The sequence below is a fragment of the Desulfobacter curvatus DSM 3379 genome, assembly GCF_000373985.1.
GTDB lineage: Bacteria > Desulfobacterota > Desulfobacteria > Desulfobacterales > Desulfobacteraceae > Desulfobacter > Desulfobacter curvatus.
The window spans coordinates 44,304-69,131 of the sequence record NZ_KB893090.1 but is presented as its reverse complement, the minus strand read 5'-3'; the positions used below and the strand labels follow the sequence as shown (position 1 = coordinate 69,131).

Genomic DNA, 24,828 nt, shown 5'->3' with positions numbered 1-24,828 from the left:
CGGAAATAATTTATAAAGATAACATACTGATAACAAGGAAAATATTTAGATCAATGAATTTTGTTTAATCAAAGATCAAACTACAAAAAAAGTTGTTAAATTTTTCCAAACAAATACACAAAAACTTTTCAGAACAAGAGGATAGATTAAATTACAATAAATATTGTAGGTACAATTAAATTGTAGGCGGACCGACTTATTCTTCTGCGCGAAGTTTTTGAAGGCGCTTGCTGAGCGCCTGTTGGGAAATTCCCAGAATTTTGGCTGCGGCAGACTGATTCCCCCCTGTATGAGCCATGGCTTTTTCCACCAGCTCATTAGCGGCCTGCTTCAAAGTCGGAAGTCCCGGATTTAAGGGCAGAGACGCCCCGCGCCCATGATCAGCATAGGTGGAAACATTAAACAGATCAGCAGAAAAGGCACCGCCCTGGTATCTGGACATGGCATCGTAAACCATGGACTTCAACTCCCTGACATTCCCCTTGAACGGATGTGTTTCCATGGTTTCAATAAGGCTTTTCGGGATATCAGGTACAGGCTTGTCCAGTTCATCGGCCGCCTGGCAGATAAAGCGGTCAAGAAGCAGTGGAAGATCCAAAAGGCGCTCCCTTAGCGGCGGTATGGTCAGCGTGTGCGTGGAAAGGCGGTAAATCAAATCCTTTCTGAACTTGCCCTGCTTTTCAAGCGCCCACAGATCCTGATTGGTGGAGGCAATAATCCGGGTATCCGAATGCCGGGTAATATCCGACCCCAATGCCAGATAATCCCCTTCCTGGAGCAGCCTGAGCAGCTTGACCTGGGAGGTTAATGCCAGATCGCCGATCTCATCCAGCATCAAAGTTCCCCCGGAAGCCTTCAAGATCAAACCGGGCCGGGCGTTCCGGGCGCTGGTAAACGCGCCGGGCACATGGCCGAATAAGGTATCTGAGAACACATTATCATCCAGTCCCGCCACATTAACCTTAACCAGTTCTCCTCTGCGCCCGCTTAAGTTGTGAATACACTGGCCAATCAATTCCTTGCCCACCCCTGTTTCTCCAAAGATCAGTACCGGCTGGGGAGACGGCGCCACAGCTTCCACATAATGGAAAATGGCATGCATCTGACTGTCCTGGGTAATGATACTGCTGAAGGCCGCCGGTTTTTTGATCTGGGCAAATAACTCCTGGTGGAGGGGCTTTGAAAATTGCCCCGATCCCTGTCCGCTATCAAGGGCCTGCTTCACCGATTTTATCAGGCGATCCGGATCAACGGGCTTGAGGATATAATCCATGGCCCCGAGCTTCATACATCTAACAGCCGTATCCACCTCAACATTACCCGTAAGCACAATAACGGGTATCCTCGGCCAGGTTTTGCGGATACTTTTCAACAGGTGATCGCCGCTGATATGAGGCATATTCAAATCCAGGAGGACCAGTCCGGGGATTCTACGTTCCATGGTCCGGATCACATCCCTTGAATCCTGGATGGCGGTGATGTTGTCAAAACCAGCCATTCGCAGCACCGTTTCGACTGCAGCAAGAATTTCTGGATCATCGTCCACTAAAAATATAGGATTATCCGGATTTGGGGAATTCAAAACGCTTAACACCTCCTTCTTTCCAGCCCTTAAAAATTCCAGGCATGGGAAGAATGAATATAAAATTGGTTGTGACAAAAAAGACAATGGTCAGTGCTCCGGGAATGATAATACTTATGGGAACGTTTTCATCCCAGTGGGTTAAGACCAAAGTCAACCGCCCTGAATTTAAGGGGTTCGGCCACCCCATCTTTATCCTGAAAAAATAATCCAATGTCAACTGCTGTTCAAAAAACCCGACAAAAGTAACACAAAAATGTAAATTTTTACCCAGTTATTCCGATAATAACTCTAAGGGTTTTTTAACAATAGATACAAATGCCCCCCCAAAAAACACCGACACTGGGGCGTCTTAACTTTTTCAACTGTTTTAAAACACAATGGCACACAACTTGCTTTTATAAAACTTTAAGATTTGAGACACAAATCAAGGATCTACTAAAAAAAGGATTTATTAAAATGGATAGCAACAAAATATTTGAAGTAAAAAAGACATTCGGACTCAGCGTACTGCTTAAGCTGACTCGCAAAACCATAGACGGGGTGGAGATTAGTGAAATGGACGGAAAATACCGATCTAATCTTAACCTGGACGAGATGAACCGGGCCGTGAGCCGCACCATAGCGTCCCACAATATCCAGTTAAAAACCGGATAGGCTTTTTGATAGAACCATTTGCCGGGGAAATAGTGCGCACCCGGCAAATGGTGTTCTGTGAAGCATACCGGAAAGGCCTAATTCTTTTCCGATTTTTTTATCTCAAACACCTTCATTCGAACAAAATCGATACATTAATGTCTCAATGATCCATATTTGCAATTATTCCTACCTGCTGATTTTATAATAAAGGGGTGGTATTCACCTCAATTTTAATTTATGACTGTCCATATTAATTGGGCCAGATTGAGTATAGGTATAATGGAGAAGGCCTTTTAATGACAGCCATGGACTAAGTGAAGTATATAGAACACCCGTGCCCAACCCAAAACAAACCGGTTAATATAAAAAATGATCAAAATAGCAATGGTAGGATTAGGCGGCGCCATGGGAGCCATGTGCCGATTCCTGGTATATGAAGGGTATATCAACGCCCTAAAAAACACATCGCTTCCGTTAGGAACCATCACCGTCAACGTTTTAGGGTGCTTCATCATAGGACTTTTAGGCGGTATTGCCGACACACGGCAAATCTTTGCCCCGGAGATCAGGTTACTCATTTTTACCGGATTTTTAGGCGGATTCACCACATTTTCCACATTTGGATTTGAACTGTTTTTATATATGCGCAACGGACAGCTCGGCCTTGCCGTTCTAAACGGGCTTATCCAGTTAAGCGCCGGACTGATTTTTGTCTGGGCCGGATTTGTGTTATCAAAAGCTTTTTAAAAAATAATACATTTTTGTACCACGTAATTGTAATAACGGCCATTACAACATCCGGCACCCAAAAAATAAACCCGGGCCGTCCGGCTAAAAAGCCGGACGGCCCGGGAAGGAAAAGAAAAGAAGAAAGTGTGCAGGATTAAAATGGCGACCGGTTCGGGCTGGTTAAACTCGCCACATCCAACATGCTTTCTTTTTTATCATTTGAATCTAACCTTGACATGACCCAAACATGACCTTTTGGTCATAGTGTTTGACCCAAAAAGGCACCCACATGCGGCGTTGCAGTAAGTCAGGCACCTACAAGGTCCTTGCAGATGGTTGCAATTTCAAATTCTTCATCCGTGGGAACCACCCAGACTTCCACGGAACTGTCATCGGTGGAGATGCGGCCGTTTTTCCCCCTTAAGCCTGCATTGGCCTCTTGATCCACTATAATGCCGAGGTGCTCAAGCCCTTCCAGGCTTTTACTCCGGACGGCCGTATCATTTTCCCCGATGCCGGCGGTAAAGGCAATGGCATCCAGACGCCCCAGCACGGCACAATATGCCCCGATATATTTTTTTATACCGTGGCACAGCATCTCAAAGGCAAGCCTGGCATCGTCGTCACCCGAGGCGATGGCGTTGTGAATATCCCGCATATCATTCATACCGCAAATACCGGTAAGCCCGCTTTCACGATCAAGAATGGTCTGAATTTCCGGAGCACTTTTCCCGGTACAAGAGCCAAGATAGGCAGGCAGGGAAGGATCAATGTCACCGCACCGGGTTCCCATGATCAAGCCGGACGTAGGCGTCATCCCCATGGAGGTTTCCCGGCACACACCGCCTTTAACGGCAGTTATGGAAGAGCCATTGCCCAGGTGGCACACAATATTGCTCAGTTCATTTAAAGGCCTTCCCATCAAATTGGCAAGCGTTCTGGTGACATAGGCGTGGGAGGCGCCATGGAATCCGTACCGCCGGACTTTATATTCACTGTAAAAAGCTGCGGGCAACGCATACCGGTACACATAATCAGGGAGACGGCTTGCAAACAGCGTGTCAAACACGGCCACCGAAGGCACGCCGGGAAAATGCACCATGGCCGCTTCAATGCCTGCCAGATTGGCCGGATTATGCAAGGGAGCCAGCACAATGTTCTCCCGGATACCCTCAATGGCCCAGTCATCCACAATACAGTTTTCCTTGAAAATCTCACCGCCCTGGGCCACCCGATGCCCAATGGCGGCCAGTTCTTCTGCAGATTTGACAAGCGGATCATCACCGGCCATAAGCAGAGCGGCCACTTTTTCGATGGCCTGGGTGTGATTCTTAAAAAGTTCAAACATTTCTGTTTTTTCACCGGGTCCCGTGTCCGGGAACAAGGTATGGGTCAGACTGCTCTGGGGACTACCGATTCGCTCCACCAGACCTGCGCATATTGCTTTAGGACCGGCCAAGTCAAACAATTTATACTTCAGGGAGGAACTTCCTGAATTAATGACAAGTACTTTCATTTTTCCAACTTTCGCTTAATTAAATTAACGCCCTTTAGGCGGGCTGTCAGATCTTCTCTGTCAGCTGTTAGGAAATTGATTTTCCTACTTTAAGGCTCATGCACCATGTCAAAGTTTCCAGATTAAAAAACCCGGAAAAAGAGTTTAATTTTATCTTAGACCAGAGTTAATTTTCAAGTATTCTTTCAGTATCGCCCCATGAATTCAAAACGAAGTATGCAAGTTTAAAAACAACTAAGCCCCGGCCAGCATAAGCTGCCCGGGGCTTGCTTTTTTTACAAATTCACCCGCGTCCCTGTTCCCAGCCAATAGGTGTCCCGTCTCATGGACAATACAACCGGTCAGGGCGTTTTACCCTCCTTGACCAGCTCCCTGGATATTCCTTTGATCAAATCCTCTTCTGCAATCCGGCTCCTGCTGCTTTTGAGGGCATGGACGGCAGCATACCTCAACACGTTCACAATGGCGCCGCCTGTCAGCCGGTATTTGGAAGCAATATGCCTGACAGCGGCTTCATCCAACGTATGATGATTCAACCCCAAGGTCTTTTGCCACAATTCCAGGCGCTCTTCGGCATCGGGTGCGGGAAAATAGACCACGGATTGAAAACGCCGGGCAAAGGCCTCATCAATATTTGATTTCAGGTTGGTCGCCAGGATCACCAGACCGGGGAAATCTTCGATACGCTGGAGAAGATATGAGATCTCCTGATTGGCATGGCGGTCATTGGATGAATTGGCCTGGGTCCTTTTCCCGAAAAGGGCATCCGCCTCATCAAAAAACAGCACCCAGTTGCGGTTTTCCGCCTGGTCAAACACATTGGCCAGATTCTTTTCCGTTTCACCAATATACTTGGACACAATCATGGAAAGATCAATCTTGTACACATCCATTCCCACCCCTTGGCCGATCAGGGTTGCCGTCAGGGTTTTGCCGGTGCCGGGCGGGCCGTAAAACAGACACCGGTACCCGGGCTTGATGACCTTGTCATACCCCCAGTCATCCATGATGACGGCGGCATGTCTGATCCAGCAATTAATATGATCAATCTGCTCAGCGACCTGCCCCGGAAGTACAAGATCCTCCCAATCGAGCCGGGTGGTCGTCAGCTTGGCAGGAAAGGCGACATTATAATCCGGCTTATGGACAGCACCGGTGGTAAAAAGACTCAGATACTCGGCCGAAATTACGAGGGCACCACTGAAAAAGGGTTCGTTTCCGCTGTTGTTTTCAAGTTTTAATATATTTCGTTTTGCAAATCCGTGGTCGGATCCCAAAAGGGTCATGAGTTCAAATCTTTTTTCCAGATCTCCGGCGGCCAGGATGAATGACGCCGTCTCTCCTGTGGGAAGAAAACCGCCGTGGGTGATCCCCTTCCATCCGCCAAACTCGGTAAAAGGCCGGTCGAAATTCTTATTGTGGATAAAAAAGGTATCCAGAAGCTGGGGACGGATGTGGGGAATCAAGGAAAGGATGAGGATGATTCGCTCATCATAGCCAAATCCGTTGGCCCTGACGACCCGGGCATAGGCAGAATCATCCCTGTCCAAGCCCGGGGGAAGAATTTCGTAAATGGATTGAACCGGACAGGCATTTTCAAAATAGAGGGCAATCCTGGTCTCCAGCACCCTGCTGAACCAGTTCAATTCCTTTTCAAGGGTTTTGCTGTTTTTACCGGCACCAGCGGTTGGGGTCAATCCTGTGCCTCCTCATTTTCAATGGTATGGTCAGACCTTCCGGCCCTGGATATCAGCTTCCCGTTCCAGAGATGCGCTGTCATTCACCGGCATCCCGTTTACCTCTGTGGTCGGCCGGACACGGCCCTGGCGCTGCTGAACCACATGGGCCAGTTCATGGCCCAGAAGCTGCCGGCCAGATCCTGAATCCGGACTGAACTGCCCCGGTGCAAAATGAATGTCAGAGCCCTGGGTATATGCCAGGGCACCGACCTGGGTCGCTTTTCCGGAATCGGCATGAACTCTGACATCGGAGAAATCCGTGTTAAATGACGATTCCACCCGGTCCTTGACATGATCGGGCAATCCTGTCTGATTCTCTTTTTTCTGAACCGGCAGCGGGGATGATTTAAATTTTCCCTGCAGCTCCTCTTCATCCTCAGGTGCCCGCTGTACAGCCCATTTCCCCTGGACCAGCTCTTCATCTTCCAATGCGGTTCTCTGGGCAATGCCCTTTCCCTGAACGGGTTCCGGCTCTGTAAATTTCATCTGGACCGCCCGGATAATCTTCCGCTGGGCTGCTGATATGGGCCGGTTGTCAGGAATGCGGGCGATCATTTTGCCCTTGGACCTGGGAGTGACGGAACGATTTTCCCGGGCTTTGGCCCGGGGGATAAATGATTTTGACATTTTATTTCTCCTTTTATACCTGTCAGCTTTCAACCATCAGCTATTGGCTATCGGCTGACTGCTTCATCCTACCTTTTCGCCATGAGTAACCTTCTCCATATCCCCATGAGTATCTTCACGACAATAACCCCGGCAATGATGTAAAAGGCTTCCTGCCGGTGTTCTTTCATAAACGGATCACACAAAACGATCAAAAACCAGGACAAAAAAACCAGCAATCCTGTTCCCCAGAATACAATAAAATGTTCAGAAAGAAACGCCTTGAGACCGCATAGGCTGTCAAACCAGTTAAAGCTTACGGAGAGCAGCCAGATAAAAAGCCATATCACGGCCAACACGCGGATAAATGCCAATGCCGGATTCTTGAACGGGCACAGGATCACACAAAGGTTCAGGTAATTTTTATTGAATTCATATAAAAGTTCCCGGACAAAAAACATCTCTTCCGTATCAATAATATATTCTGACAGAAACGGATCAGGAGGATTGGAGGCGTCATTGGAAATAAAGACATCCTGATCCAGACAAAGCCCCTGTGTATCTTTTTTAAGCAGCCTCATTCCTGCTTCATCCGGTTCCAATTGAGCCTTTTTGGCACTATCCATGGGATTTAACAGACCCAAATCGTCTTTATTAAGGTATAAAAGCAGCTTGTCAGTGGCCCCTGCCCAATTGATATACCTGCTGATTGCCAGTTGGAGCGTAGTGGAATCAAGGAGGCACTCCCCAGGGAATTTAACAATAATAGTATCCAGGAAGGCCGCATAGGTTCTGAGTGTGACGGCAGGACCGTCCCCTTTTCCCGGAGTTGAATCCGCATCAAAAATCCGGCTGCTGATGATAAGATTTATGTGAACCTCATTGTCTGGTTTAGTCTCTTTAACGGCTGATAAAAGGGCGTCAAAAAAGCCTTTACTTTCCTGAGACTTAAGTTCCGACAGGTCCAGGGTAAGGCCGCCAAACCCCATTTTCCGGACAAATCCCCAAAGATCCCGGGCAAGGGAAGTGATTTCAAATTTTGAATCCGGTTTCCATACCCAGTCTTTGGGAGTGACATCCATAAAAGCTTTATGGGTTTTTAATGCCTTTTTTATTTCTTCCAGGATCGTCTCAGGCGCCGTTACGGTTTCTTCCGGGGTTGAGATCTTGATTTGTTCCATGACGGTCTTAAATACATCGTCCGGGATATCAGCACCGGCCATGCTGCTTCGAACCTGACTCTTAAGTTTTGCCAACTTTTCGATACAAAATTCTGAGGAGCAATCCCTTAATCCGGCTTCAAGGACAGCCAAACTGTCCGTCAACACATCAGGCGACGATATTCTGTCTTCCGAGACCTTTTTTTCAGGTTCTGGCTCCTGGGAAATGTCCTTCCAATGGGGCAGACTGACTAATTTCTCATAGTCAGCTAAATATTCTTTTATTAATCCATGAATAATTTGCCCTTTCTTTTCGATGGTTTCCTGATCCGCCTCCAAAGAGCTCTGTTCCTCAAGCGTTTCATAATTTTCAGGGATAAAAAAGAGGATATAGTCCACAATTTTCCCAAATAGCGACCGTTCCTCTTTCTTCTTCAGCTTAAGCTTCTCAAATATCTCTTCTTTTAACTGCTCTTTTGTCTTTTCTGTTTTAACAATTTCGTCAAGTTCCCTGACCTTCAGCACCAGCCCAATGGTTTCGTTGAGTTTTTGGTTCAACAGATCAAAATTTGCCTTCACCTGGTCCGTTTCGATAAAGGCCGCGTTCATTTGGTTTATTTCATCTTTAATGGCCCCAAGTTCACCGGAAAATTCGCCGGCGATAATTTTACTGACATATTTCACCCTTTCCCTGTACAATTCAGTTTTTAAATCGTTCTTGAACGCCAGAATTTGGTCCGATATTCCTCCGGCCAGGGTTTCCAGGTCATTTTCATCCGGAATCTTAAAGGATTCAAATTGGGGGGACAGTTTTAAACCCAAATCAACCCTGGTATTGAACTTTTGGGCCAAGACAATCCGGTTCTTGATCCGGTTAACATCCCAATATGGGACCAGAGTACCATCCGGGTTCAGGGTGTTGCAGACATAAGTAAGCCTTGTGAGCAAGGAGAAATTCAAAAAGGCCTTTTTGTCCTCCTGGTCATCGGCGGATTCATTTTCAGGTTCACCGGGCAAGGATGCATCATAATACCCTATCACAGGGATATCGGCATTGGGAGCGCAACTGCAGGGCGCCGCCTCCCAGTCAATATCTGCGGCTGTTGCCTCGCAAAAGCAGGCAAGACAGAAAAAGATAAGGATAATCCGGTAATAAACGCCCTGTATGCATGTTTTCATCATGAATCATGTTCCTGTTTAGATTTGGTTTGGGATATCTGCAGCAAGCGCTTAGCGCCAGTGGACATGAAGGACTCGATCCATCCAGGGAAGACGGATGGGCGAAAAAGTCCAGGGGATACGGTCAAGAAGCATATCAAAGGGTTTAGGTGCCACGACCAAGGACCAGGCATCCTCGGTCGCCTCCAACCGGCCTTCCCGGGTCAAAAATGATTGCCTGAATCCCTCGACGGATGTCTTCCCCAGAACTTTCCAGTGGGCGATCATGCTGAGGATCAGTTCCCGGGTCAGGTCTGTTTGCGCTTTCTCCAGCAAAAAAAGCTGATGAATGGGCCGGTCCGGTTCCATCCCGCAGAGCAGTTTGTTCAACATCAGCCGGTATTCCGGTGCCGACTGCTCACCTGTGACCATGTACTCCAGTATATGCACAGCTTTTTCAGCGGCATAACGGGATTTGAACGCTTTATCCTCAAGCAGATCCAGCTTATTGAAAAGCATGGACAGATAAGGTCCGGCAAGAACCATCCCGGCATTTTCAACAAAAATAGGTTCCGATTTACTATCCCATTTCCGGGAAGCTACGGCTGAATGTGTTCCCATTGCCGTCACACGCGGATCTCCGGACGGCTTACCTGTGGGCCGGGAATCACCAACTTTTTCCAAGTTGTTCTCGGCCGGTGGATGCCCCAATTTTCTGTGCCCCGGAACAGATGAGTTTGGATTCTCTCCGGAACCATGCTCTTGATGAGGATCACCGGATACAAGCCCTGTCAGTATCCGAAGCAAAAACGCTTTGGGATCAGGTCCGCTTTTCAAAATCAGGCTCAATTTACCCGCCAACAGATCCCGGTCGTCATCTTGCTTGTCATCAGGGGATTTCCGCAGTTGGACACAGGCATCTGATTTAAGTTTCTCCCAATCGGTTTCAAGGCCTCTTTCCCGGATCTTCCAATGAAGTATTACCTGAACCACACCCCAGACCTCTTCCAGGTTAAGGGTCGATCTTATATTTTTTTGCACCGCCGGATTCTGAAACAATTCGCTCCATTTTTCAAAGAGGGTGCGAATGCTGTGTTTCGAATCCAAGGGGGCATTCCCGGCTTCTTGTCCTGGGTCCGGAAGTAAACGATCTGCCTTCCTAAAGTTAAGTGCCTGTCCCAGGGCCGGGCCGGAATCCATATCAGTTTCCGGGGCTTTAAAAATGGTTTTGCCGGCTTTCGGCTTATCAGCGGCCCTGCTTTGGGCCTCTGGACCAGGAAGGTCTGGAAAAGGGGCAATGGGAAGCTGCATGCGTTCTGCAAACCTGAACAGAACCCGGATTAAAAACGGCTCCCTTTTTTCCGGTGACAGAGCCAAAACACTGTCCATCACAGCGAGATAAGAGGCCTTTTTATCAGAAGTGCTATCCGGTTCGGAAAAGCCCGGTGACAGACCGGAAGTAAGAATCCGGCTCCAGGTTTCTGAAAGAATAATCTGCCAGAGAGTACCCATGCGCAGGTTTTCCAGAGCTTTGCCTGCAAAATTTCGGCTGAAGGCAGACACCGGTTCGTCCGGTCTGTCGTCCCCATGGACCTTGGCCTTCAGGGGATCTACTCCATATAGAAATTTTCCGGTCAGCGCGTTAACCGACATCCGGCCCGTCTTCTTAGACGACGTTGTTCCCCCGGTCATCTGTTCGGCAACCATGGACGACAACTCTGCCAGGAGCATCTCGGGTTCCGGCGTAGAGGCTGCAGCTTCAAAGATCATATCCCCAATCACCGACAAAGCATCCCCTGTCGGACAGGCAGACGCATCCTCATCCGCCATCCCTCCAAGGCAGTCCAAAAGGCGCTGTATCCACTGAAGGTATACTTTATAACCGGTTTCCCCGCACCTGACAAAAGGACTGCCAACGTCTGACTGAAACAGTACCGGATTCTCCGTGATTTCATCTTTTTGAACGGTGGGACTGGGCACGGCCTCGTCCAAAAGGCCTGAATTCAGGTTCCCATCCCAACAATCTCCATGACTCGGCCCGGCAATGTTTTCCATTGACGGACCGGTCATTACCGTATCAGTCCTGCCCTTGGTTATTTCATTGCTTAACGTGGTGTTCCCAGCCTTGGCCCGGACTCTATTATCCGACTCGTCTGCCCCGTTTGCCGCTTCTTCTCCGGAGAATTTTCTGACGGATTTTCCTCTGGCAGGCGAGACTATTTGATCTTCAGATGTATGCTTGCCCGGGCCGTTGCCCAAAGGACGATTCGTAATGGCTTGATGGGGTTCCCGGTCTCCTATGGTGTCTTCTTGCTGGACAGACACTGGAACCGGGTAGGGTTTCAAGGCCATTTCCAGTTTGACCTGAATATCATCTGCCAAGGAGTCAAAGCCGCGCAGGATGTCCTCCCGCCCGATCCGGGGGAAACCCAGATCGGCCACACGGCCTGATTTTCTCCCGGATTTTTGGAGAGCAGCTTGAATTGTCTCGGACCAAAAGGAATGACGGCCAGCACCTGATTGGAACAACTCCGGTCTCTCTGTGGCATCATCTTTCTGAACCGTGGTGCTGGGAACGGCCTCGTCCAGAAGGTATGAATCCAGATTTTCTCCCCGGGAATCAACATGACTCGGTCTGACAATATTTTCCATTGACGAACCGACTACTCCAGTATCTACCCTATCCTTGGTGATTTCATTTCTTGAGATGGTGTTCCCAACCTTGGCCCAGGCTCTATCATCCGACTCGTCTGCACCATTTGCCACTTCTTTCCTTGAGGATTCCTTAACGGGTTTGCCTTTGGCAGGCGAGACCATTTGGCCTTCAGATATATGCTTACCCGGGCCGCCATTGCTCAAAGAACGATTCGTAATGACTTGATGGAGTTCCCGTTCCCTCCCGATTTTCTCCCGCTGAACAGACATAGGAACCGGGGAGGGTCTCAGAGCCGTTTCCAACTTGTCTTGGGTGTCGTCTACCAGGGATCCAAAGCCGCGCAGGATGTCCTCTCGCCTGATACGGGGGAAATCCGGATCCGCCACACGGTCTGATTTTCTCCCGGATTTTTGGAAAGCATTTTGAATCTTCTCGGCCCAAAAGGAAGGGGAAATGGGCGAAGTATCCGGATGGAGAGGGTCCACCCCTGCCAAAGCCACGGCACTGGATCCAGGCAAGTGCCGGAGAATCCTGAAAATTTTTTGCCGGGCTTCCGGAGAGGCATGTTGCGGTAATACCAGCTTCAGGAGTTTCGGAAATATACCAGCCCCCCCCAGGGTAATGAGCAACATATGTTCCCAGACGTGATTCTTTATGTTCTGAACAATGTCGAGCCTCTTGCTGGAATCTTTTCCGGCCTGTCCACCGGTCCCGACCGCATAGAACGCATCCAACCGCCGGATGACCTCCCGGGTCAACCTTCCCCTGCCCGGAACGGCCCTTTCCAGGATTTTTTCAATGATGGCTTCAGGGAACTGACGGGTCAGACGCTTCACCATATTTTTCATATCCGGAGCATCTTTAAGGCAGTTGATGAAAGAAACCGCCCCGGTCTCCAGTCGCGTCTCAAGGGAAGCGACCATATCCCCTACATTAGAAAATGATCCGTGCCAGGGAAGTCTCCCGTTTTCAAGAAAATAAAGAATCGTCTCTTCTTCGGCCAACCCGGAAGCCAGCTGCCGCGAAGATCCCGCAGACAAGACAGGTTCCGGAAGCACCGGATGATTATCAAGAAAATCTTCAAGCTTCTGACGTAATCGCTCCTCAATACCGTCCGGGAATTCATCCCCGGGAATCACGCATAGGTCAAGCTCAACCCTGCCAAACCTGCGGATAAGACCTGGCCTTGAATGGGCGTTAAACACCTCTTCCATAATCCGTGGCAAGCGGTCCCCTGCAAAAACGGTAAGCGCTTTCTGGCGCTCCATTGCCACGGTTTCCGAATCAAAACGGGTATGAACGCCAAGGGTTCTGATTTTATGATTACCGTTCAACGGGCCGAACTTTCCACAGACACCAAAAATTTTATCAGATCGGCACTAAGGGAGTCCCTGTCCCTGGCGTCTTTGTCTATGATGGCTTTGGCCCATGCGTTATGACGTTGTTCAAATTCCACCATAAGGTCTGCCCCCAACCTGTAAAATCCACATAGGATATGGGCCGGGCAGTTCAGGTCAAAAGCCTGCTTGAGCTGCGCCATTCCCTGGGCATCGTCAACGTCCGCGTTGCTGAACACAACGCTGACACGATTGGAAAAAAAATCAGGGGGCAGATCCTGGGGCAAATCGGCCTTCGCCTTACGATCCCGTGGGAGCAGCAGAATATGCTCCACCAGATACAGCTTCACCCCGGGAGCCAGGTTAGCCAGAATCCGGGCCTTATGTTCCAGGCCGCTGATATTGTTTCCGCCCAAAGGGGCCAGGATATCGGCTGCCCCGCCGCGGTCCCGGCTGATCTTTGGGATCTGCTTTAAAAACCCGGCCTTGTTTTTGATCCGCTGCTGTTCATCCGTCACATTGGGCTGGGTCAGGGATTCCCCGTACAGGGCCAGGAGAATGTCAAACACCCTGTTTTTCATATCATCAAAATCCACCTGGGATCTCACTGCCGCCCCAAAGGCCTCATCAATGCCCGGGTCATCGGAATAGAGCCTGTGGCCGTTGGGAATGACATCCTCCCGCAAAGGCTTGTACCAGGCACCCGGATCCATACCGGTATCAAGACTAAGAAGATCGGGAAGGTGGTGAAGGGTGTTTAAAAAATCAGCCATCACCTGTTCAAACAGAAGAAGATAGGCCTTTAAATTGCGGGCATCACTTTTCCGTTCAGCACTCTCCGAGGACGGGACCCCAAATGAATTGATCCCATATACATTAGGAAAATGGTTCTGGATTGAATAATACCGTATGATATCCCGGTATCTGCCCTGGGGGGGCGGCAGGTTTGATGCAATGCGTTTGCACCGTGTTCTAACCTGTGTATGGGTGCCGAACAGCCGTTCCAGTTCGTAGGTAAACTCAAAGAATGAGACGGAAAATTCCGTCTTATCCCTGCGCAGGGTCACCTGAATGTCCCGGGAGCTTTCCGGCAGGCCCAGGACATGGCGGTAGTCAAAACGGGAAAAGCTGGACCTATCCGGTGCTGAAAATGTAAGGTCTCTTATCTGCTTTACCCCGTCAACGGATAAGAGTACTGCGCCGAGTTCCTCTTTCATTACGGTTCTGTCCCTGTCTTTGAAGTCCCTTTCATCTAAAAAACCGTGGGTAAGCAACGGCCCTTCAAGCATTTGCGCCAGGGGAACGCCCGCTTGTTCAAGTACCTTGAATGTTTTGAACTCAGGCCAGGGGGAAATCTGCCTGCAGGCTTCAAAATAAATCCGGGCCAGGACAGCTTCAGGGGAGACGTCTGCACGGATATCCACCGTTGCCGACATGGTGACTTTTTGGGTGTCCACTACCGATATGGCGCTTAAATTTTCGCAAAGATTGCGGTGCTCATGATACACCCGGGTGACCGTCTCAACCACTTTCTTATTAAAGTTCTGATCCCCATTGGCAAAGACACCGGGTTTGATTCGGATGCGGTATTGTTCCGTACCGTCCGTTTCAGGCTCAATCCAGACGGCATCAATGCCTGGGTCTGCATCAAGGATCAGTTTCCGGTAGTCATTGATGGTTACAGGCCGGCAGGGATAAATCTGCTCGGGCAGACAGAGCCCGAGGTTCTCAAAGTCAATAGAGCCGTTTTCCCGGGTCAGGATGTCAGCCACATCATGATCGACCCTGTACGCAAGATCGGTCAGGGCATAGCAAAGCTGCTCCAGAATGGTCACCCCCGGATCGTGGAGATTAAAATCAGTCCAGATCTTCCCGGAAAGCTTTTGGATCTCTTCAATGCCCATCTCCCGCAACCGGTCAAAGGAGAGAGGAATATCTTGTGTATTGTCAATCATGTTTTTTTAGCTTTCAGCGGTCAGCTTTCAGGTATTAGCTATTAGCTGACTGCTACTCCATCGTCCCACAGCCGGGTAATGTGATAGCGGATTTTCGTGTCATCGCCGTAACAGCAGTTGGTTTTAATTTGAAGGGAATAGAGATGGGGTTGGTCAGGATCCGGTGTGACCCAGCGCAGTCTGAGCTTGTCGCATTTCTGGTTGTAATAGGCATGCGTCGTGCGAATTTTTTTCTTGGACCGAAAAAAATCGATAAAGAGATTGGAGCGTTTAAAATATCGATTGAATATGCTTTCCGGATTTTCCGCATTCATGGCAATGGCATGGACGAGGGCATATTTATCTTTCCCGGAATTTTTGGCACCGGCCATCACCTCGAAGCACTGGCAGCCGCTGATCTCTTTGATCAAATCGTGCCATTTCCCGTCTGCTTTCGGCGGCGCAATACCCTTGGTCTGGAAATTTCCCCTGCGCCCGGTGGATGTGGACCAGCCGGTCACATTAAAGTCGTTGGTCTTTTGGGTCTCACCTTCCAGGCCGGCAGAGAGCACCAGTGCATCCCCATTGATCCGGATTTCACCGTTTGGGGAGAGCTGGACCACAGGGGGAGCGCCCGTGATCCCAATACCGATGGTATTGGCCTCATCCAGGCTCACCGACCAGCTTTGGGCGGCCGCATCTTTTTTATCCAGGGTCAGCAGTTTGCCTGACCCCAGCTGGGAGAGGATCAGGCCCCTTTGGGGCGTTTTGCGAATTCCCTCATCGATCATATTGAGACTGGAATCGATTAAATCCTCAAACGCTGCCTGGGAGGGTTTTCTGCCGATCTTAAAATAATTTTTCAGGGTGCTTCTGGTCTGTTCGGACATGGTGGTTTCCCAATGGATTTCTTGCGGCCCGCGGCCGGTCCGCCCTAACGGTCAATGATAAATGTGGTGCCGATTTCAAGAGTGTTGATACCTACCGGTTCGCCCTTTTCCGGAACGGCAACATCCACCGTCTCTATGGTGTGGCGGGTGTCCGGCACGGCAAGGCTCCAGGGATAAAAGGGCTGGATCAGTTCAGGCGCCTCTATGGTGTGGAGCGGATCACTGGTGTCGAAAAGTCCGTACCAGCCACGGGTCTTATCCGTCATTTTCAGCATGGAAAATCGCGTCAAACCCTTCACATAGGGCTGGCCGCTGATATGGGCCATGACATCTTCGGACCGGATTTGCCAGCCGAACCTTCCCCCGTACCCTTCCGGATGCCACGGAGAGAGGTACTCCCACAAAGTCCGGTTCAACCGGCGGATATCCCGGCCCGGATTCTCCCGGTCGGCGAATGCCACCCGGCACCGGACCCGGATACGCTCATATACCGGATTTTCAACACTGATTTTGGCAAAGGGGGAGGCATGACGGGACAAAAATTTCCGGATTCTTTCGAGGATCACCCGGCTCAACCGGGGAAGTTTGCCTTCCGGCATGGCCTCATTTGTGTGACCTGCAACCGGAACAACCAACACATTCCCCGGCTTTTGGGCCAGGGTAAGGTTCCGGTTAAAATCATGGGTAAACAGTTCTTTGTCAAGGGAGGATAGGTTGGTAAAACACTTGACCTTGAAAACTTCCGGGAATTCAGCCAGCACCAGCCGCTCGTAATCCCAGGGGGTGACGGCCCGCATCTTATGCCGCAACCGCTCCCGGATCCGATTTTTTGTCATGGGATCTGTTTCCCTTTGCCTGCCCCCGAAAAAGGCTGTGACCTGGGAAATCCGGGAGATTCCCGGCAGGGCTGTCTTTGCCCGTTCTATGATGGTCCCGTTTTTTTCTCCGTCCGCCTCTTTGGCCGCGTCGCCCAGGTCAGACCGGGTCACATAGGCCCCGTGGGTATGAACACCGGCCAGGCTGCACAAGGTGTCCAGGTTACCATGGGCCGAAACGCGCAACCAGTACAAGTCTGGATCCATGACGTTGTTTCCCTTGGTAACATCGCCGGGGATATCCAGGGTGACAATCCCGGGGGTCAAAAAGCCCTGGGTGGTATCGGAGAGGATACGCCGGGAAGACAAGGCCTTCCAGTCATTTCCTTGTAAATAATGCCAAAAGATATGGGACTGCCTCTCGGTGATCCTGGTCCGGCCCTCCTGGTTCAGGTCGAAAAAGAGGGTGAGTACCCCTGGAGCCCTGGTGCTGCGCAGGCCGATAAAAAGGCTCCCGTATGAGGGATCGTAAAATTCTTTGGCATCATCAGGGGGCGGCATAAAAAACCAGGGCAAAAAACAGACCGGCCCCCGGTCGGTGTGCGTGGCCAAAGAATCAATGCCAAAGGGCTGGATGTGGAAAAGGCGGTTACCTACCCGTCCGTCGCTCTTAGGGTTTAGGTCCTGGGGCGTGAAATGGGACACCGCCCTATAATCCATCCGGATCCTGCGGATCATGGGGGTCCAGGGCTGGTTTGGCACTGCCACGGTTAGGCCGGCCTTTTTCTTCAGGGCGTTCCGGGTCAGGATATCGGCCAAAAGCCCCGGGTATTCCCTGTGGCCGAAGCCCCAGTCAGGGGCTGCCAGGGTCAGCCGGACAAAGCCGTACCGGGTACCGGTGTCCAAGGCAAAGGCCTCTTTGGAAACCGGATTTGCTTTCTGCCTGAAAAGGCGAAATTGATCCCCATCCAGGCTGAAACGTGTAAACGGGCACAAGGTGCTGTCCATCACTGCGTCATTTCCATCGGTATCAGTAAAAAGGCTGGCCCGGACCTGCTGATCCGGGTCTTCAGGATGGAACGTTCCGTCCGTCAGGGTGGAAATCTTGGCTTCAAACCGGGTATCCGCAGGTTTATCATACCCCTGGTAGTAAGATGCCGGACACCGTGTCTGCCCGGGCAGTTCCCACTCTACGCAGATGTCGAGGCGGGTGATATTTTTATTGGCGGTTTCGTGGCTGCCCACGGTGAAGGATGCACCGGGTTCTGGAACGGAGCCGAACGGGGCAAAAGCGGTGTCAGGGGAAAGCCGCCCCCCATTGTTATAGAGAACAAGGTCTCTGTAACCTTTGACCTCTGCCGTGATCCGCACCCGGTTGAGCCTCAGGGTGGAAAAAAAAGAAAAGAGGAAGGCATGGGCATCCGGGTTCAGCATGAGCCTGAGAACCGGCTCGCCTGGGGCGTAATCTCCGCCGTGGATCTCTGCGCTCCAGGGGACGACAGGGGCCATATCCGGGCCCAGATGAAAGACCAGAGAGAGCCGGGCTGGTGCCGTTTCAGGGGCGACAAGGGCATGAATGGGCCGGTAATCCCCGATGGGAATCCATCCGTTAGGCCCTGTAAGGGACAGGGTAAACGCCTTATCAAAGACCTTGAAAAAGAGATCTCTTAGGTCCAGGTCATCTTCGTCAAGGCCTGGGGTTTTGATGGCCAGCCGTTTTTCCAACATACGGGTCACCCCAAGGTCTGTTTGGTAATCAATGTCCACCTGGACCCGGCGCTCCCCCTGACTCATCCGCAGCACCGGGCTGGACAGGGCCAGTCCCATCCGGGCCGGCGCCCAGGCACCGGCCGCACCGTTTTTCAAGGGCACCCGGGTGCCGAACAGGGGAATCCCGTCCGTCTGCCCGCCGGTATCCGGTTCCAGGTCAAGGGTGTTCAGATAGACCCCGGTGACGAATCCCATCTCCTTTTCCGGCGATATATAGGGATTCATGTCAAAGTAGAGGGAGGACAGGGCTGCGACCTTCGCATCAGTGATACCAAGATCATGGTCTGCCCGGTACACCTGCTCCTGGATGGTGCTCCCGTCGCCCCGGATAAACGGACATCCCTTTTCAACCCAGGCATCCTGCCCCTGGCCGGAGGCCTGAAATAAAAGAATGGCCCGGTCCGGGCGGCCCGGATCCGGCACTGCTCTGAGCACGTTGTAGAGGTAAAAATCCAGGTAACGTTCCATGAACCGGTCGGCCCTGTGGCGAACCTGATCCATGAGGTTAAGAAAAGTAATGAACAGCCCGGCCGAAGGATCGTGGTGCCCCCCTTCCATGGAGGGAGCGAACAGCGTTTCGGCCGTTGTCCTGATTTGGGTCAGCCCGTTGACCAGACCGTAAAAGGCATGGTCAAGGCTTTTTTGCACCGTAACATTCACCTGCGCCTTGATCTGCCAGGCCGGATCAAGGATATCCGGATCAAACCCCTCCCCCGCCGGCTGTGGCAACAGGGCCAGGGCCAGGGAGGCCCGGTCCCGGATGACCGTCCGGATCCGGGCAGTCATCCGTTGAGCAGAATGCGTATCCATGGCTGAAAACAGGATCAGCCAGTCATTCATGATTCTTACCAGGTCCCGGCAAAGCTGGTACCGGGTATCTTCTTCCTTCAGGAAACGGTCCTTGATCCCGTTAATGTCCAGGCCGGCAATCCGTCCCAGGACCAGGGTCTCATCTTCCGAAAAAAAAGGTTCCCAGCTGCCGGCCATCCGGTTGTCCCGGTCATACCAGGCCAGCATATTTGCCTGCACCGCCCCAAGCGTTATCCGCTCCCTGATGCCGGAGCGAAATAGGCTGACACTGCCCTTTCCCAAAAGAGGGGACTGCCGGGTCGTACGGTCCGTACCGCCCTTAGTAAAGAGCCTGCGCCGAATATCCTTGGGTTCCCTATCCATCTGTTGCCTCTAAAAAATAAAAGGGGAAGACCATATTGTGGCGGCTGTTGGTTGTTTTAACCCTGTATTCAAGGAGAATATCCAGCCACCCATCGTATTGCCGGCGGGTATCCACATCCACCCGCTCCATCACCACCCTTGGCTCAAAAAAGAGCACAGCCCGCTGAATGAGATCCTGAATCGTCGTAATGGTTGCCGTATCCATGGTATCAAAAACCATGGACCGTATCCTGCATCCGAATTCAGGATGCATCACACGCTCACCAGGGGCAGTGAGCAACAAAAGTTTAAGGCTCTGCTTGATATCCTCGTCCTCGGCCACCATGGCAACGGCCGACCCGCCCCGGTTGAACCGCGGGGGAAAACCCCAGCCCCGGCCTAGAAAATTGCGGTCTTCAGGCACTGTTAGAGATCTCCTTTTATTGATGTTTAGCTATCAGCGGTCAGTAGACAGCTAACGCTTTTGGTTTAATGGTCTTGGGAGGGTTTCTTTGGGGTTTCGTAACAGCTCTTTTCGATGTTGATATCCCTGAAACGATAAGAAAGAAGATTAGTGCAGCCACTATCGTTGCCGGGATAAATCAGACCCGCCACAGGATAGGTGAGCCTTGAAAATCATCAGACCTTGCCTTTTCCCTGATTCGATTTGACGATTTTAAATGATTTTTAGATTTTGTTATGGGCTTTTTCGTATAGCCCAGTCCGATTTATACTGTAATAATATAACTGCTTATTCCTTTTATGAATCAGGAGAACTCTCATTTTTTATATAGACAATACTATTGCATACCAAGATTTATCTTCTGTCTCACTTTAACTTCTTTCAGCAGCAACTCATTAATACTATTAGTTATATCTTTCATTTTTATTTTTTGAGCCTGCTGAAAATTCAGAACTTCTCCAGATTGAGCCCCCTGTAGTTTCACTTTATATCCTTTGTTTCTTATCGTCGTTCTTGACGCATTGATACCGTTTATATTTGGAACTGTCAACGAACCCTTGTATATGTAATTGTATACCTCATGACTTTCATCTAAGGTAGGTTTATCATTGACTTGCTTAACTGCCCAGTCGTCAACTCTCTCTCTTACGAATACAACTGGCAAGGCTTTATGAGCAACTTGGGTATCAATATAATCTTTTCGGTCACCAGGCTTTAGAATTTCCAGTAACGCTTGTTTCTGATTGTCATTTGATGGCTTATACCATTTACTACGATCGTGTTTCGGCCCAACTCCTTCGTCCCTATTTGCAGCACCGATTTCTAACAACTTAGCTTTGATTTGGTCAGTATCATCTCCGGCATCTTCCAATTCTTCAGATAGCCTCTTTAAACGAGCTACATGATCAGCGTTCCGAAAATATTTGGCATCCTCATCAAACGCGTCTAAATCAGCTCCACCTGGCTCAGCCCTACTTTGAGCACCATAAAAAAGATTTCCACCAGACCATTCAAAGTAGGAATTTTGTAGGGCGTTCCAAAAATCCTTTTCCCCAACATCTGGATCCTGACCGCCCTTTACTTTATTATACGAGGCAATCCAATTAGTGAGGGTGGTGTTATTAAAACCTATCCCAGCAAATGTAATTGTAACTTCATCACCATTTAAACTTGTGATAGATTGCTCAGTCCAAGGCATCTCACTAAAATGTTCGTTGTTTCGATCAAGCACTCTATTTTCTATAGCTACTTTATTGTTGTTTGTTGTGAACACGAGTCTATCGTTTAGATTATAGATCTGTCTTATAGTTAGTTTATTGTCAGTAGGCATAAAACCTCTTTTGACCTCTGCTTTATCATCATCGCCTAATTTTCCAAGCCCTCCAATCAATTTTGAATGAGAAATTATATGGTGTACTTGTGGACTATCAACAACACCTCTTTCATATGGATCTTTAGCACGAAGTTGAATAGTATTTTGAGCCACAGCTCGTTGTCTATTATCCACGAACCCTACACTTTGCTTCACTCTATTTTTATTCTGCACAACAGAATTAGCAACTGCCTTGCTCCTGTTTTCCTTTGGTTTTTCTACTTGTTCGAACATATCTCAAACCTTTTTAATTTTGTCTTTAGCCATTGTTATAGCCTGTCTTTAATTGCCTATAACAATCAGGCTATAATGCATCTAAGCATTGTGAGCTTGCAATCTATGGACTTTAGAAAAAAAGTGTCTTTATCCGACCGAATATAGGGGATAAAAACCCTCTTTTTAAACATCAAGATTATCCAGAGGAGAAGTAATGTTATTAAATCCCTTCGTGATGATGTAGGTATAAATCTGGGTGGTTCAGAGTGAGCAGCTGTTAGCGCTTAGCTGTCAGCCTTCAGGTTTCAGCTTTAAACTAATGGCTGAAAGCTGAAACCTGAGCGCTGACTGCTAATACATGACCAGCAGGGTAATAGCAATCAAACAGCTGAGTACGAACGGCCAATAGGCAACTTTGGGTATGATGTTATCGTTATACGAAATGACATTACGCCAAGATGACATTACGCCAAATGGTTGAGCGAATCGAGAATAGATAAGTATTGGCCGTCGCGGCGGCAAGCAGTGCGTACATCAGGATATAAAAATATTCGATATAGACAATACTTGCACACGCAAATTGTTCTCTGAGCTGGATATGCGCCAACAGGACAACAAAGAACAGGGCAGAGCTGGCACCAATGAACCCTGAGGTATTGAAACCAAATCGGTTCGACAGCTCATCGTTTTCACTGACGGTTAACAACGCAGCAACCAGAAACAGAGGCAACAAATAGACGATAAATGCGTTTTCAAATTTTCGTTTAACTACGAAATTGTAGTGAAGTTCCGGGAAGCCCTTTTGACCAATGTAGTCCGTAATCCCAAAATTTGTATCATAACTGGATAGCCTGTAATCGAAATAGGTGTCCTTACGTTCCCAGGTACCGAGCACAATATTTTCCTCTATGCCGAAGACATCGGATAAACCGGTTGCCTCATACGCATCAAAATCAGGAACCAGAACGATATTCTGCGAAAAATCCTTTGGCCACATGCGGATCCATACGGTTTTATGGTCAAAAGGATATTTTGAATAATCGAAGGGTTGGCGCAGGTTCGCCTCAAAATACCAACCAATAACCTCCTCATTGCCACTACGGATTCGGTAAGCTTCACGCGGCTCTATATCACTGCCCGAATTGACCTGATCAGGTAAGATGAATCCAACCTCTGAGGGGCCGGGTTTGATGGCATCATGCAGACCAACTCTGTAACGCTGCCAGATGTAGCCCGACAGATTGACTTCAGTGGAATTGAAAAACTTCAGGGACTGAATAAATATTCCGGTTTTTATCCTAATGGTCGGTCCGGCATGAGAAACAGAACTACCCGATCGATTTTCCCAGTGCTCTTTAAGATAGTCATTGGTGGCCTGCTCATTGACCAGTTGAGTGGGTTCTATATCATGTCGATTCATCTGAACCCACAAACCAATCAACACAACGGTCAATAATACAGATACTGCATGCGGATATCCACCACAGAGTTGCTTGTTTCATTGGAAAAATTTCCTATATGACTCTAATTTTGATGAACCTGTAAAAAGTCCGGCGTTTTTTGAGCCGTAACACACTGGAATCATTGATAGCAAATTTGCCATTTGGGATTTTTTACGAGTCCACCAATTTTGGAAGTGTTCATAATTCTGTGTCATTGTTTAAACGTTCGTAATTTCCCCGCAGCCTAGCGGAAGTGGAAGCCACCCCCTGAGAATGAGAACCCAAAAAACTGCTCGTCGGAAGGAGGTTGGCCTTTAGAACTCCGCCAATTTCGCCAACGCAAGACAGGAAGTCTGGCGGAATTCTTTTAGGGTTTGTTATGGGCTTGAGGGTGCAAGTTCAAATTTATTGACTATTTGCAAAAGATGAATCCGTCACTTATTTAATATGACATTTACTCCACATTCAATTAACCTGCCCCTCAGCTCTGGCGTCATACTTAACACATGTATTATTAGAGTCTTTAATTTTGGCATACCTCCGTTTTCAACAGCGGAGACTATTATTCCCGTTTGATTCGTTATTAAATTACCAAGGTCAAGGGTTACAATTTTATCCAATGCAAAATGGGTGGCTAATTTTGTTTCATCCACTGGTAATTGAATCGGAACGTGACTGGTACTAGAAAGCTGATCCAAAATTTTTGTTTCATTCCACTTTTTAGCCGCTCGGTGAAAAGTCTTCGATGCACTTCCAAAATCAACTCTTTCAATATCTGCGGGTGTCAATTCTGGAGTGCCGGTATTCATCTCCCATCCCCACCTTATTGAACCAAGATATTGTCCTGTATCATTATGGAGTGCCGCTACTTCAAATTTCATTCCTCCTGTTAATGTATGTTCAACTCTACGAATTCTCGTATTAAGACCTGGTTCGTCATTTAATTGGGCTTTGGTCCATTTTCCACTCACTTTTTTCCCCGATTTTACACTATAGGGATGAGACGTTTTTCCTTGTATGTTTAGCTCTTCATTTTCATCCATCCTTGTTTCCGAATAACGCGGATCTAAGTTATTTACTCCACCTTGATCGTTTAGAACCTCCTGATCTATACCTGTTCCAATATCTTGACTTACTGCATATTCATCATCTTCAGTGAGAACTCGATTACCTAATTCCGATGTCGTGGGAGTTGGAGTTATATCTTCATTCGTAGTGGAGTGTGTCAATTTTGTGGTATCATTAACTGTTTGTACTAAACTGACTGTATCATCATCATCACCCAATTCATCATTTCCTTGAAAAAAAAGTGCAATTTCCGCCCCTTTTTTGAATCCATTAATTGCTTCATATGTATAAGTATCAAATTTTCCACCTGATACTTCAATTTCTTTTCTTTGAATTAAAGTAGATAGACTCCGTAAACTATTTTCTTGTTGTTTGGTTGACTCGAAGCCTTTCTGCAATTTTCTTTGCTTAATATATTCAGGTCGACTATCTACAAACCCAAAACCTTGCTTAACATTACTTTTCTCCCGGTCAACAGAATTAGCAACCACCCTACTTTTATTTCCTTTCGATTTATTCCCTTGTGCATACATATCTCAAACCTTTAATTTTTCAGGGGTTGTTATAGGCTACCTTTAACGCCT

Annotated in this window: 16 protein-coding genes; 3 read left to right on the top strand and 13 right to left on the bottom strand. The window is 48.8% G+C overall.

Annotated elements, in window-relative coordinates:
* Nucleotides 1-196: 196 nt before the first annotated feature.
* A complete protein-coding gene (locus B147_RS0120565; protein WP_020589093.1) occupies nt 197-1,582 on the bottom strand; it encodes a sigma-54-dependent transcriptional regulator in 1,386 nt (461 codons plus the stop codon).
* A gap of 53 nt (nt 1,583-1,635) precedes the next feature.
* On the opposite strand from B147_RS0120565, the gene B147_RS31885 reads away from it, so the two are divergent.
* The 3 genes from B147_RS31885 (at nt 1,636) to crcB (ending at nt 2,968) form a co-directional block, all read left to right on the top strand.
* On the top strand, nt 1,636-1,791 hold the full coding sequence (locus B147_RS31885) for a hypothetical protein (RefSeq protein WP_157237974.1): 156 nt from the start codon (nt 1,636-1,638) through the stop codon (nt 1,789-1,791).
* 250 nt (nt 1,792-2,041) lie between these two features.
* Nucleotides 2,042-2,239, top strand: a complete 198-nt coding sequence (locus B147_RS0120555; protein ID WP_020589091.1) for a hypothetical protein — start codon at nt 2,042-2,044, stop codon at nt 2,237-2,239.
* 351 nt (nt 2,240-2,590) lie between these two features.
* Entirely contained in the window at nt 2,591-2,968 is a 378-nt protein-coding gene (gene crcB / locus B147_RS0120550) for a fluoride efflux transporter CrcB (RefSeq protein WP_026259757.1), read from the top strand.
* 289 nt (nt 2,969-3,257) lie between these two features.
* Here crcB and B147_RS0120540 read toward each other — a convergent pair whose 3' ends face one another.
* From B147_RS0120540 to B147_RS0120485, 12 genes are all read right to left on the bottom strand, one after another.
* Nucleotides 3,258-4,466 (bottom strand): acetate/propionate family kinase, encoded by a 1,209-nt coding sequence (locus B147_RS0120540; protein WP_020589088.1) that lies wholly within the window; start codon nt 4,464-4,466, stop codon nt 3,258-3,260.
* A gap of 341 nt (nt 4,467-4,807) precedes the next feature.
* Nucleotides 4,808-6,163 carry an ATP-binding protein gene (locus B147_RS0120535; RefSeq protein WP_020589087.1) on the bottom strand — a complete coding sequence of 452 codons (1,356 nt, stop codon included), beginning with the start codon at nt 6,161-6,163 and terminating at the stop codon, nt 4,808-4,810.
* A gap of 30 nt (nt 6,164-6,193) precedes the next feature.
* Nucleotides 6,194-6,832, bottom strand: coding sequence for an eCIS core domain-containing protein (locus B147_RS0120530; RefSeq protein WP_020589086.1), 639 nt, complete (start codon nt 6,830-6,832; stop codon nt 6,194-6,196).
* A 68-nt stretch (nt 6,833-6,900) separates the two neighbouring features.
* On the bottom strand, nt 6,901-9,153 hold the full coding sequence (locus tag B147_RS0120525; RefSeq protein ID WP_020589085.1) for a hypothetical protein: 2,253 nt from the start codon (nt 9,151-9,153) through the stop codon (nt 6,901-6,903).
* 48 nt (nt 9,154-9,201) lie between these two features.
* On the bottom strand, nt 9,202-13,119 hold the full coding sequence (locus B147_RS30590; RefSeq protein WP_020589084.1) for a contractile injection system tape measure protein: 3,918 nt from the start codon (nt 13,117-13,119) through the stop codon (nt 9,202-9,204).
* Nucleotides 13,116-15,077, bottom strand: coding sequence for a hypothetical protein (locus B147_RS0120515; protein ID WP_020589083.1), 1,962 nt, complete (start codon nt 15,075-15,077; stop codon nt 13,116-13,118). Before B147_RS0120515 ends, B147_RS30590 begins: the two co-directional genes overlap by 4 nt.
* Nucleotides 15,078-15,118: 41 nt before the next feature.
* On the bottom strand, nt 15,119-15,946 hold the full coding sequence (locus tag B147_RS0120510) for a hypothetical protein (protein WP_020589082.1): 828 nt from the start codon (nt 15,944-15,946) through the stop codon (nt 15,119-15,121).
* A 44-nt stretch (nt 15,947-15,990) separates the two neighbouring features.
* A complete protein-coding gene (locus tag B147_RS0120505; RefSeq protein WP_020589081.1) occupies nt 15,991-19,704 on the bottom strand; it encodes a baseplate J/gp47 family protein in 3,714 nt (1,237 codons plus the stop codon).
* Nucleotides 19,697-20,107: a GPW/gp25 family protein gene (locus B147_RS0120500; protein WP_020589080.1), complete on the bottom strand. Its 411-nt coding sequence runs from the start codon at nt 20,105-20,107 to the stop codon at nt 19,697-19,699. Before B147_RS0120500 ends, B147_RS0120505 begins: the two co-directional genes overlap by 8 nt.
* Nucleotides 20,108-20,483: 376 nt before the next feature.
* Entirely contained in the window at nt 20,484-21,752 is a 1,269-nt protein-coding gene (locus B147_RS0120495) for a hypothetical protein (protein ID WP_020589079.1), read from the bottom strand.
* Nucleotides 21,753-22,182: 430 nt separating this feature from the next.
* Complete coding sequence (locus tag B147_RS29795) at nt 22,183-23,154, bottom strand: ligand-gated ion channel (protein ID WP_020589078.1); 972 nt, start codon at nt 23,152-23,154, stop codon at nt 22,183-22,185.
* Nucleotides 23,155-23,610: 456 nt separating this feature from the next.
* Complete coding sequence (locus tag B147_RS0120485) at nt 23,611-24,777, bottom strand: hypothetical protein (protein WP_020589077.1); 1,167 nt, start codon at nt 24,775-24,777, stop codon at nt 23,611-23,613.
* Nucleotides 24,778-24,828: the final 51 nt, after the last annotated feature.